The 11976-nt window shown below is 60.6% G+C and carries 12 protein-coding genes and 1 pseudogene; 8 read left to right on the top strand and 5 right to left on the bottom strand.

Annotated features, from left to right (window positions below; genetic code table 11):
- Positions 1–122 precede the first annotated feature (122 nt).
- Positions 123–1514 (top strand): aldehyde dehydrogenase family protein, encoded by a 1392-nt coding sequence (locus ABE472_RS13810; protein WP_346466463.1) that lies wholly within the window; start codon positions 123–125, stop codon positions 1512–1514.
- A 141-nt stretch (positions 1515–1655) separates the two neighbouring features.
- On the opposite strand, the gene ABE472_RS13815 is transcribed toward ABE472_RS13810, so the two are convergent.
- The 5 genes and pseudogenes from ABE472_RS13815 to ABE472_RS13835 all read right to left on the bottom strand — a co-directional run bounded on the left by ABE472_RS13815 (position 1656) and on the right by ABE472_RS13835 (position 4931).
- A complete protein-coding gene (locus ABE472_RS13815; RefSeq protein WP_346466464.1) occupies positions 1656–2726 on the bottom strand; it encodes an ArsO family NAD(P)H-dependent flavin-containing monooxygenase in 1071 nt (356 codons plus the stop codon).
- 24 nt (positions 2727–2750) lie between these two features.
- Positions 2751–3014 carry an FAD-dependent oxidoreductase gene (locus ABE472_RS13820; RefSeq protein ID WP_346462344.1) on the bottom strand — a complete coding sequence of 88 codons (264 nt, stop codon included), beginning with the start codon at positions 3012–3014 and terminating at the stop codon, positions 2751–2753.
- Positions 3015–3017: 3 nt separating this feature from the next.
- Positions 3018–4076 (bottom strand): ACR3 family arsenite efflux transporter, encoded by a 1059-nt coding sequence (arsB, locus tag ABE472_RS13825; RefSeq protein WP_346462342.1) that lies wholly within the window; start codon positions 4074–4076, stop codon positions 3018–3020.
- Positions 4077–4096: 20 nt separating this feature from the next.
- Positions 4097–4589, bottom strand: a pseudogene (locus tag ABE472_RS13830) (arsenate reductase ArsC).
- Positions 4590–4616: 27 nt separating this feature from the next.
- Positions 4617–4931, bottom strand: a complete 315-nt coding sequence (locus ABE472_RS13835) for a metalloregulator ArsR/SmtB family transcription factor (RefSeq protein WP_046272489.1) — start codon at positions 4929–4931, stop codon at positions 4617–4619.
- Positions 4932–4972: 41 nt separating this feature from the next.
- On the opposite strand from ABE472_RS13835, the gene arsH reads away from it, so the two are divergent.
- The 7 genes from arsH to ABE472_RS13870 all read left to right on the top strand — a co-directional run.
- Positions 4973–5713, top strand: coding sequence for an arsenical resistance protein ArsH (arsH, locus tag ABE472_RS13840; RefSeq protein ID WP_346462340.1), 741 nt, complete (start codon positions 4973–4975; stop codon positions 5711–5713).
- A complete protein-coding gene (gene arsC, locus ABE472_RS13845) occupies positions 5710–6129 on the top strand; it encodes an arsenate reductase (glutaredoxin) (protein WP_346462338.1) in 420 nt (139 codons plus the stop codon). The genes arsH and arsC overlap by 4 nt, the downstream gene beginning before the upstream one ends.
- A gap of 30 nt (positions 6130–6159) precedes the next feature.
- Entirely contained in the window at positions 6160–6366 is a 207-nt protein-coding gene (locus ABE472_RS13850; protein ID WP_346462336.1) for a hypothetical protein, read from the top strand.
- Positions 6367–6582: 216 nt separating this feature from the next.
- Positions 6583–6882 carry a DUF3653 domain-containing protein gene (locus tag ABE472_RS13855; RefSeq protein WP_346466465.1) on the top strand — a complete coding sequence of 100 codons (300 nt, stop codon included), beginning with the start codon at positions 6583–6585 and terminating at the stop codon, positions 6880–6882.
- Positions 6883–7180: 298 nt separating this feature from the next.
- Entirely contained in the window at positions 7181–8434 is a 1254-nt protein-coding gene (locus ABE472_RS13860) for a DUF2254 domain-containing protein (protein ID WP_346466466.1), read from the top strand.
- Between the two features lie 484 nt (positions 8435–8918).
- On the top strand, positions 8919–10019 hold the full coding sequence (locus ABE472_RS13865; protein WP_313212629.1) for a hypothetical protein: 1101 nt from the start codon (positions 8919–8921) through the stop codon (positions 10017–10019).
- A 46-nt stretch (positions 10020–10065) separates the two neighbouring features.
- Positions 10066–11976, top strand: a 1911-nt coding sequence (locus ABE472_RS13870; protein WP_346466467.1) for a BCCT family transporter, incomplete at its 3' end; no start/stop codon positions are given.

Raw genomic sequence — 11976 nt, forward strand, 5'->3', positions numbered from 1 at the left:
GCACTGTAGCAATGGGGTCCAGTGAACCTCCAGTGATGCCCTCTGCTGAAGAATTCACGGCAGAGGAACTGCACGAAAGCGACCCTTTACGGACCGCCTTTTGAAGTGAAGAGTCTCTTTCCATGCCCAACAAGCAACTCACCACGATCAATCCGCTGACCGAAGAAGTGCTCGCCACCTATTCCTACATGTCTGACGCCGAAGCCGCCGCCGTCGTGAAGGCAAGCCATGAAGCCTTTTTGCAATGGCGTCTGCGCAGCCTGGATGAGCGCGCAAAGATGATTGCGAACATCGCCAAGGCGCTTCGTGAGCGCAAGGAAGAATTTGCACAGCTGATGACCGACGAGGTCGGCAAGCTCATTGAAGACAGCCGCACCGAAATCGAGCTGTGTGCCGCTATCTGTGACTACACCGCCAAGCAGGGTCCGGTCGCTCTGGCCGATGAGGAGCGCGACGTGGACGGTGCCACAGGCATCGTGACCCACGCGCCCATCGGCGTTGTGTACGGTATTCAGCCATGGAACTTCCCGGCCTACCAGGCGATCCGCTATTCCATCGCCAGCCTGATGGCCGGCAATGGCGTATTGCTCAAGCATGCCGAGAGCTGCACCGGCAGTGGGCTGCTGCTCCGCGATATTTACGAAAGCGCCGGGCTGCCCAAGGGGCTGTTCGGGGTGCTGTTGATCAGCCACGACCAATCCAATGACATCGTGGAAAACGATCTGGTGCGCGCGGTGACCCTGACCGGCAGCGAGGCGGCGGGGCGCACCGTGGCGGCCAAGGCCGGCGCGGCCCTCAAGAAGACCGTGCTTGAGCTGGGCTCCAACGACGCCTATCTGGTGCTGGACGATGCCGACCTGGATCTGGCGGTGGCGACCTGTGTGAAAGGCCGCCTGTTCAACAACGGGCAGACCTGCGTCAATGCCAAGCGCTTCATCGTGACAAAGAAGAACTACGACGCCTTCGTCAGCGGCTATGCAAAGGCGTTCGAAGCGATCCGCATGGGCGATCCGAATGCCGACGACACCCAGCTCGGCCCCATGGTCTCCAAGGCGCAGCGCGACAAGCTGCACGAACAGGTGACCAAGAGTGTCTCCCAGGGGGCACGTCTGGTGGTTGGCGGCGAAGTACCAGACCGCACCGGCTGGTTCTACCCGGCCACGGTGCTGGCGGATGTGGCGCCGGGGCAGGTGGCCTACGAAGATGAGCTGTTCGGCCCTGCTGCGGCCATCATCCGCGCCGAGAACGATGAGGATGCGATGCGCATCGCCAACGACAGCCGCTACGGCCTGGGCGGCGGCATCTTCAGCCGCGACGTGCAGCGTGCCCGGGAGCTGGCCACCAAGTACTTCGACACCGGCATGATCTTCATCAACACCTTCGACGTGGCATCGCCAGCGCTTCCGTTTGGTGGTGTGAAGGCGTCGGGCTATGGTCGCGAGCACGGTCCGGAAGGTCTGAAGGAGTTTGTGAACGTCAAGTCGATCAAGATTGCCGCGAAAGCATCGGCTTGATTTCAGCACAGGCGCATGGCCAAGGATGGCTAGGGCGTCGATGGCGGTCAGACATCAGTGGGACACGGCAGGGATCAACTGCTCCCCCTGTTCGCTGAAACGGGCAAGCAGCGCCGGGGCTACTGTCGACACGGGTCTTCGCTAGATGTCATTGGGTACGCAATAGTCAGTGACCTGCCTGACGGCCTCGCGTGCGTAACGCGTGACCCCAATCAGCGTGGCAGAGGCCATACCATTCCAATCCCCGTATCCCAACAACCAAACTGAGGGCATCGCCACCGCGCGCAGGCCGCTGCCGTCGACCTCCACCCGGCCCTTCGGGGTTACAAGGTCCAAACCCTTCAGGTGCGACAACGCCGGGCGGAAGCCGTTGCACCAGATCACCGCATCGAACGGCCGTTCGGTGCCATCGGCCCATTGCATGCCGGCGGGGGAGAAGCGGGCAGGCGGTGGGACCGCGGCGAGTACCCCTCGCGCCCGCGCGTCGAGCACCGGCGGCACCATCACGATGTCGCCGAAACCACCTGGCAGCAGCTCGGGCTCCCTGCCTTCTTGCTGCGCCTTCCATCGCTCAGTGGCGCGTTCGAACAGCACGCGGCCATCGACGTCATCGGCCAGGAAAGCCGGTTCGTGCCGGGTGATCCAGGTGGTTTCAGCCACCATCGATACTTCAGCCAGAATCTGCGCACCGGAGTTGCCACCGCCCATGATGGCCAGCCGCATTCCGGCAAAAGGCGTAGCGGCACTGTAGTGGGCAGAGTGCAGCTGGATCCCGGCAAAGGAGTCCAGCCCCTCGTACTCAGGCGTGTAGGGTTCTCCCCATGTTCCGGTGGCGCTGATCACCGCCCGCGCCAACCATTGCCGACCGTCGCTGGCCTCCACCCGCAGCCGTTCGCCGACGCGGGTGATTCGTTGCACGCCGATGGGGCGAATGATCGGCAGCGCATATTTCTGTTCGTACTGCGCCAAGTAGGCCAGCACCTCCGCACGCGCAGGGTAGGGGCCTTGGCTGGCGGGCATGGGCCATCCGGGAATGGAGCTCCAGCCCGCCGGGGAAAACAGATGCAGCGATTGCCAGGCATGCTGCCATGCGCCGCCGGGCGACGCTTGTGCATCGAGAATCACATAGGACAGCCCGCTGCGACGCAGGAAATAGCCGGCTGAAAGACCCGACTGGCCACCTCCAATTACCACCACATCAACGCTGTCCATCTGTGCTCCCTCGCGCCGCCGCGCTCAGGCGGCGTTCTTACGCTGCTGTTGATCGGAGATTTTGAGTGCATCCAGGTAGCGCTCGGCATGCGCCTGCATGCGGCTCATCAGGCCGTGTGCATCTCCAGGCCAGTTGTCCGCCTCGGTGGTGGTCATCAGCTGGCCGCCCTGCTGCAGGCCGGTGATCACGACGGGCTTGAGGTTGGCGCGCGCCGCGTAGACGGCGGCGGTCCAGCCGGCCGGGCCGGAACCGAGGATCAACAGCAGGATGTGTCGGATCGTGCTCATGACTCAATGACTCCGTGCGTCGGCAGGAAAGTAGCGCTTGCCCAGCCGCAGGGCGACATGGACCAACAGGATAAGCACCGGCACCTCCACCAACGGACCGATGACTGCAGCGAAGGCGACCGGCGAAGCCAGACCAAAGGCGGCGATGGCGACGGCAATGGCCAGCTCGAAGTTGTTGCCAGCCGCCGTGAAAGCGATTGCAGTCGTGCGTGGGTAGTCCTTGGCAATGAACTTGCCCATGAAGAAGCTCAGCACGAACTGAATGATGAAATAGAGTGTCAGCGGGATCGCGATGCGCACTGCGTCCATCGGGATGCGCAGCACATCGCCCCCCTTCAGGCTGAACATGGCAACGATCGTGAAGAGCAGCGCCGCCAGCGTGATCGGACTGATCGCCGGCAGGAACTTATCTTCATACCAACGCACGCCCTTGCGCGCCTTGAGCCAGCGGCTGGTGAGGAACCCTGCGAGGAAGGGGATGCCCAGATAGATCAACACCGCCTCGGCAATGGTCCAGAAGCTGACGTCGATCACGCTGCCCTGCAGCCCGAACACCGGCGGCAGCCACGACAGAAAGAACCAGGCATAGACAGTGAACAGCGCGATCTGGAAGATCGAGTTGAAGGCCACCAAGCCCGCCACGTACTCTCCATCACCGCGGGCGAGCTGGTTCCAGACCAGCACCATGGCAATGCAGCGTGCCAGGCCAATCAGGATCAGGCCGGTCATGTATTCGGGGTAGTCGCGCAGGAACAGCACCGCCAAGCCGAACATCAGGAACGGACCGATGATCCAGTTCTGCACCAGCGAGAGCATCAGTACGCGCTTGTCGGCAAACACCTTGGGCAGCTCTTCGTACTTCACCTTGGCCAGCGGCGGATACATCATCAGGATCAGGCCAATGGCGATCGGGATGTTGGTCGATCCGATCGACAGGCTGTGGAGCGCGCTGGGCACGCCTTCGAACATCGCGCCCAAGCCGACGCCCAGGGCCATCGCCAGGAAAATCCAGAGCGTAAGGTACCGGTCCAGGAAGGACAGGCGGGGGGAATCAGTAGTCATGGCAGGTCTCGGAAAAGCGCTTAGTCAATCTGCGCGATCGGGTCGAGGCGGGCCTTCAGCGCCACGCGGTCGTCCCAGGCGCTGTCAGGAATCTCCAGGAAGGCCTGCAGGCGTCGCTTGATGATCTGATGGGCACGATCAAAGGCTTCTGCCTTCTGGGCATCCGAACCTTCCACGCCGGCCGGGTCGAACAGACCCCAATGCACGCGGGCGAAGTCACCAAACACCACCGGGCACGCCTCGGCGGCCGCGCTGTCACACACGGTGACGATCAGGTCCATGGCAGCGGCATCGGCTTCGGCAAATTCGTCCCAGGACTTGCTACGCATGCCCTCGACCGGGAATCCTTCGCGCTCCAGCTGGGCAATGGCGAAGGGATTGACGCGACCGGCCGGCTGGCTGCCCGCACTGAAGGAGAGATAGCGGCCTTCGCCCCATTTTTTTAAGGGTCGATTCGGCAAGCACGCTGCGGGCGGAGTTGCCAGTACACAAGAACAGAACACGACGGGTCATTTGAGCGATCTCTATGACGGGGGAAGGTCAGCAGCCAGCAGGACGTTCGCAGGCTTGTTCGTCGGCGCAGCAGTTTTCGGTCAGGTAGGCCACCAGCGCGCTCATTGCCTCGAACTCGGCCCGGTAGCAGATGGTGCGACCGCGCTGCTCGGCGGTGATCAGGCCAGCGGCCAGCAACTCCTTCAGATGGAAGGAGAGGGTGGCGCCGGGAAGGGAGAGGGACTGGGCGATGTCGCCGGCCAGCTTGCCGCCACTTCCGGCCTGGACCAGCAGGCGGAAGATAGAAAGCCGGGTGGCGTGACCCAGGGCGGCCAGGGCGTGAGTTGCATTTTTATGTTCCATGCTTCTAGAATAGTCGAAGCGAATAAGCAGAACAACCCCCCATTCAACACCTTCCCAATGTCGTCCCGGGCGCCTTGAACCCTCCGGTGGCCGAAAAGCTGAGCGAGCCGAATGCCGCGCCGCACCGGCCCCGCATCCTGATCTTGTACGGTTCCCTGCGCCCGCAGTCGTTCAGCCGAAAGCTGGCGTTGGAGGCACAGCGGTTGCTGGAACATCTGGGCGCAGAGACCCGAGTGTTTGATCCGCATGCGCTGCCGATGCTCGATTCGGTGCCCGCCTCCCACCCCAAGGTGCAGGAGCTGCGTCAGGCCTCGTTGTGGTCCGAAGGGCACGTGTGGGTCAGCCCGGAACGGCACGGGACGCTGACTGCCGTGTTCAAGAACCAGATTGACTGGCTACCGCTGGAAGAGGGCAGCGTACGCCCGACCCAAGGTCGCACCCTGGCAGTGATGCAGGTCTGCGGTGGCTCCCAGTCCTTCAACGTGGTCAACGCGTTGCGCGTTCTCGGCCGCTGGATGCGGATGGTCACGATTCCGAACCAGTCCTCGGTGGCCAAGGCCTGGCAGGAGTTCGATGACGAGGGGCGCATGAAGCCGTCGGCCTACTACGATCGCGTCGTGGATGTGATGGAAGAGCTGGTCAAGTTCACCCTCCTGGTGCGTGGCCGCAGTGACTACCTGGTTGATCGCTACAGCGAACGAAAGGGGGCTGTCGAAGCTGCCGCGCTTACCGCCGCGGCCGGTGTCGTCGAGACTGCACTTAATGAAAAGGAGAACGCATGAACGCTGTCATTTATCACAACCCCAAGTGCGGCACCTCGCGAAACACCTTGGCGTTGATTCGCCACGCCGGCATTGAGCCTGAAGTCATTGAGTACCTGGTCACCCCACTCAGCCGAGCGCGCCTTGCCGAGCTGATTGCCGCCGCCGGTTTGGATGTTCGCAGCGCGATCCGCCAGAAGGGCACCCCTTATCTGGAACTGGGGTTGGACGATCTCGCGTTGAGCGAGGACGCACTGCTGGATGCCATGCTGGCCAATCCTATTCTCATCAATCGACCCTTCGTCCAGACCACCATGGGCACGCGCCTGTGCCGGCCCTCCGAGGTGGTTCTGGACATCCTGCCAGCAGTGCACGAGCCCTTTACCAAGGAAGATGGCGAAGTGGTGATCGATCAGGACGGCAAGCGCGTCCGCTGAGTTGCCAAGTGGCAGGGAGAGTTCGCGAGCATGCAAAGCGCGTCCAAGCAGCCGCAAAAGCTGCCCCGGCTGATCGTTGCGCTGGGAGTGGGCCAGATCATTGCGTGGGCCAGCAGCTATTACCTGTTGGCCATTCTGGCGCTTCCCATGTCCAGAAGCACTGGCTGGATCGAGCTGCCATTGTGGGAACACAAACGAACTGCTGCGCCGTCTTTGAACGCACTTTGCTTGAAGTAATTGCAGATTTACGTGGCGCCGGGTTACAGATTTACCTGCTGCGTCAAGGGAGGCAAGACTCGGATCCACAGCCAGACCAGTCTCAGACTGCCAAACGGCATTTCGCATAATGTATATTATGTTAAACCTCGGCCGGTACTACTCGGGCCTGATCCGCCTGCTGCTGGCATCGCTCTTGCCTCTCCGTGGTTCCAAGGACAAAGCGAGCATTGATGCATGTGCCAGTACCTAAGCGGCCCGTTCTCGGGCTGGAGCATCCGCGGCAACTACCTAGTCAGCCCTGACGGTGACCGGATGACCCCGGAACGTATTGCGGGTCTGGCGTGGCGGGACCAAACGCGTCACAGCGATCAGCATGTCAGCATCCATCGCGCCAGCTTCCCGGAGCGTATCCGGGTAAGAGGCATGCCCGACGACTCCGCGAATGTCGTGGCTTTCATCCGCCCGCCTGATCAGCTCGGCATCGGTGTCAATGATCGTGATCGCCACACCTTCCGAGGCCAACTGGCGCGCTGATCGTCATCCCCACCTGCCCCGCGCCGCACACAATAATCTTCATGGATAAAGGGCTGACAGGACATGTGCCAATGTCAAAAACCCAAGCTCCGAATCGGTCTGAGAAGGTCAATTTTAAAGGCCTCTGGCAGGGAGTGCCACCGTATGGCATGGACGCCAGAGCGTCTCGGTTGCAGCCCGCTCACCTGGTATTGACGCGCAAAGGCCTGATCGACTGGGATACTGCCCGCACAGACAACAGAGCAAGCGTCCGATGATGACAAAGTGGCGGCTGGCCCTATTCAGGATCAGCAAGAGGATGTGGTTCCGATCCACCCTCTACGGCGTGCTAGGCGTGGCTACTGCCTTGGCGGGTGCGGGTGCCAAATTCGTGCTCCCGGAGGGGCTGGCGACGCAGATTGGTGCCGATTCAGTTGGCAACATCCTTGGCATCCTTGCGGCGTCAATGCTGACGGTGACGACCTTTGCCCTATCCACCATGGTCGCTGCCTACGGCTCGGCGTCAACCAACGCTACGCCCCGCGCGTCCCGGCTCCTAATTGAAGACACGCGTGCGCAGGGCACGCTTGCCACATTTATCGGTGCGTTCTTGTTCTCCATCGTCGGGCTCATTGCGCTGAGCACCGGCATCTACGGTGACAGCGGGAGACTTGTTCTCTTTGGCGCGACCATCGCGGTCATCATCGTCATCACTGTCACGCTTCTTCGCGCCATTGAGCAGTTTTCCCGCTTTGGGCGACTTGGCGAAACGGTCGATCTTGTCGAACAAGCCACCTTGAAATCCATGAAGCAGCGCGCAGAAGAGCCCTTCCTTGGCGCTACCCCCTACGCCGGCCTCGCTCCGAGCAACACAATCGATGTCTTCGCTGCGGACGTAGGCCACGTCGAACACATCGATGTGCAGCGCCTCAACGCCGTTGCAGAACAACACGACCTCACCATCTATGTGACCTGTCAGCCCGGCACGTTTGCAACCCCAAACCGTGCGCTGCTCAGTGTCTGGGGCACCCTTCACGATGACCAGAGAACGCAATTGCTTGCAGCTTTCACCATCGGCGGCTCTCGTCGAATAGAGAACGATCCGCGTTACGGCTTGGTCGTCCTTGCTGAGATTGGTGTGCGAGCGCTGTCGCCGGCCGTCAATGATCCAGGGACGTGCATTACGGTCATCGGCACCTGTGTGCGCCTGCTGTTCAGATGGGACGCCTTGTCAACCGGATCCGAGGCCAAGGACGTTCAATATCCGTTCGTGCACATGGCTCAGTTTGATGTGGATGACCTGTTTGAAGATGTGTTCGCGCCCATATCGACTGATGCAGCAGGGTCGCTTGAAGTCAACATCAGGCTCCAGAAGGCTTTCGCCGCATTGTCTGCTGGCTGCTCATCCACGACGCGCCACGCGGCACGGCGCTATGCTGATCTGTCTCTGGAGCGCGCCTTGCAGACGCTTCGGTTCTCTCAGGATCGCGACAAGCTTCGAACCATCGCCGCCCTAGAACACAGAAGGGCGCAACAGGCTGTCGCCCCCCAGGCCGCAGCGCAACCGAACTGATGTCGATGGAGCTCAATCGAATCCACTTGGCGTTATTCAATCCTGACCGCATCTGGAACTTGGGCCAAGATTTCTACTAGGAATGACGGGCTGAGATTGGGCTGGTCGCTCCGAATGGAAACAGGAAGATCAATCTTCTTTGCGACGCTCACCAGCGAAGGGATCTCTCTATCAAGATCCAACCACCACCCCTCAGGCAATCGTATTCCATTTCCGTCGCGATCGTAAAACCGCACTCGATTGGGCACATTGCTCTCCTTCAACTTGCCGCACGCGCGATGTATCACTACTTCCGACAGTCGTCCGCCACGCCCTCCCCTCGTTTTCACGGGCATCATGGTTCTATACCGCCCCAATGCGTCCCAGTTGCCGCCTAACCATGCCGCGCGCACCATGCGGAAGATAGCCCTCGCTTGGGTGGCTCGCGCCAACGCGCTAGACTTGGACGCTTTCATTCGCAAAATGGAGGCCACGGGACACTATCGTGAAGGTATTTCCCCTGATTTTTCTGTGTGCTGCGGCAACGGCCACAGGCACAATCCACGCTCAAGCAGCGCCCGACACTCAGGTTGAACCGTTTGTCGATGTGGGTGGCGCCGTCCGGTTCAATTATGGCTGGCTGGACTACGGCCCCACAAGTCGCTTGCAACTTGAACTGCTTCGCGCAGACGTCAAAGCCGGCGCTGGTCCCTTTTTCTTATCGGCCCAGTATCGCTGGTATGACGGCTTCGATGCCGTCCATCATGCCTACGCCGGATGGAATTTCAACGACCAAACGCAGCTCAAAGCGGGCATCCAGCAGGTCCCCTTCGGACTTCTGCCTACCGTTTCCCAGAGCTTTTGGTTCGGCTCAGGCTACTACCTTGGCATTGAAGACGATTACGATCCGGGCGTGACGGTTAGCCATCGGAGTGGCGACCATCACTGGATAGCCGGCTGGTTCTCGGGCGATGAATACGGAAGCGGCTCCCGCTACGACCGATACTCCTTTGACGTGGCCCAGACCGCTGATCTGCCCTACAAGGAGCGGGAGCGCGTTCATTTCAGATACGAACACACCAGCTCCTTGCATGACGGTGAGCTGCTGCTCGGGGCTTCTGCATTCAGCGGTCAGGTTCAGAACACCACCACCCGCCGTCACTATGGCCACCAGGGTGCAGCGCTGCATGCCCAGTGGAAACGCGATGGCTGGACGACTCAGCTGCAATGGGCTCGCTACCGTTACAGCGTGCCAGGCGACAGGATTGCGATGTCAGCGTTTCTTGCCCCTTTCGAGATTGCGTCGGAAGCCGATGTCCCCAGCGCAAACGTGGCCTACTCCTTCGGTGAGAAGCGTTGGCTTGATGACATCACCTGCTACAACAACCTCAGCATGACGCGCCCGGTGGGACGCAGCCAAGGCGTGAGGGAGTCATGGCAGAACGTCACCGGATGCAGCCTGCAAAAAGGGATCATGTTGACTTACGTAGACTGGATTGCTGGCAAGAACATGTGGTTTGCAGGCGGCGACGGCATCGGAATCGATGACGGCGGCCCCTCCCGCTGGCATAGCCGACTCAACCTCAACATCGGGTTCTATTTCTAAGCGCAAGTCGCACTCCTGCTTCAACGATCATCAACCGGAGGAATTTATGCAGAGCCCAGCTCCGCCATCCACTCCTGTTCGCCAGCGCATCTTGCCGCAGGTGTTCATTCCCACTGCGGCCATCGTGCTTTTACTGTTGGCGCTATCCATCTTCGTTCCAGAAAAAGCGACGACTTGGTTCACAGCGGCCAAGAACTGGACCGCCAATGACGCGGGCTGGTTCACCATCTTATCGGTCGCAGGCTTCCTGGTGTTTGTGGTCGGTGTAGCGATCAGTGGCTACGGGCGCATCAAGCTCGGCCCAGACCACAGTCGCCCTGATTACAGCTATGCCTCCTGGTTTGCCATGCTCTTTGCCGCAGGCATGGGAATTGGCCTGATGTTCTTCGGTGTGGCTGAGCCGATCATGCACTACGCCACCCCGCCGACAGGCACGGCCGAGTCTGCCGAGGCAGCTCGCCAGGCGATGCGTATCACCTTCTTCCATTGGGGCGTGCATGCGTGGGCCATCTACGCCGTTGTTGCGCTGGCACTGGCCTACTTTGCCTATCGCCACAACCTGCCGTTGCGGGTGCGATCAGCGCTCTATCCGCTCATCGGAGAACGCATCCACGGCCCCATCGGACACGCGGTGGATACGTTTGCGGCCCTTGGGACCATCTTTGGCCTGGCCACGTCGCTTGGCCTGGGGGTAATGCAGATCAACTCCGGACTGAACTACCTGTTTGGCCTGGAAGTGAGCACCGTCGTGCAGGTGTCGTTGATCGGCATCATCATCCTTGTGGCGACAGGGTCGGTCGTCGCTGGACTCGACAGTGGTGTCCGTCGCCTGTCTGAGATCAACATGATCATGGCCGTGGCACTGCTTGCATTCGTGCTTGTCTGCGGCCCCACTGTCCACCTGATGCAGGCATTTGTCCAGAACACCGGCATGTATGCCTCCCAGCTCTTTTCAATGACCTTCAACCTGTATGCCTATGAGCCAAGTGGCTGGCTTGGCGGTTGGACCTTGTTCTACTGGGGTTGGTGGATTGCGTGGTCGCCCTTCGTTGGCATGTTCATCGCCCGCATCTCGCGAGGCCGCACAGTGCGTGAATTTGTGGTTGGCGTCTTGCTGGTGCCACTCGGTTTTACGTTCCTTTGGATGACCATCTACGGCAACTCCGCCTTGTTCATGGTCCGCTCCGAAGGTGTTCAAGAGCTCGTCACGGCGGTGTCAAATGACAGCTCCATGGCGTTGTTTGAGTTCCTGCGTCACCTTCCACTGACGATGATCACCTCCTCGCTTGCCGTTGTCCTTGTCGCGCTATTCTTTGTCACCTCCGCTGACTCCGGCGCCCTGGTCATAGACATGCTGACCTCAAAAGGTGAGGAAGAGTCTCCGGTTTGGCAGCGCATCTTCTGGGCGCTACTGGTCGGCGGCATCGCTGTTGCCCTGCTCATTGCAGGCGGTCTTGAATCACTCCAAGCTGCGACTATTGCCAGCGCCCTCCCCTTTACGATCGTCATGATCTTGATGTGTTGGGGGCTTCTGAAAGCCATGCATCTGGACGCAACCAAGCGCTCGATTTCTCGTGATGCACGATTGCTTCCGGGCACCAGCGACGATTGGCGCGCCAGGCTCAAACTCCTCGCTCATAACCCCGTCAAGATCGAGGTCGTTGGCTTTATCAAGGATCAGGTGCTGCCCGCACTCCAAGAGGTCGCAGTGGAGCTGCGCAAGCAGGATCTTCCGGTTGAAGTTACCCAGGGAGAGGATGGGCGCGCCTGGCTTCGCGTAGGCCATGGCGAGGAAATGGACTTCTTCTACTCCGTGCGTCCCCAGCCTTACGAGCCGCCCACCTTTGCGTTGCAGGACCCGCGTCGCCCGGTGAGCGAGGGCACCCGCCACTATCGGGCTGAGGTCTACCTGCGCGAAGGCGGGCAAGACTACGACGTTATGGGCTGGCCAAAGGTG

The sequence above is a fragment of the Stenotrophomonas sp. TWI809 genome, assembly GCF_039673205.1.
Taxonomy (GTDB): Bacteria; Pseudomonadota; Gammaproteobacteria; order Xanthomonadales; family Xanthomonadaceae; genus Stenotrophomonas.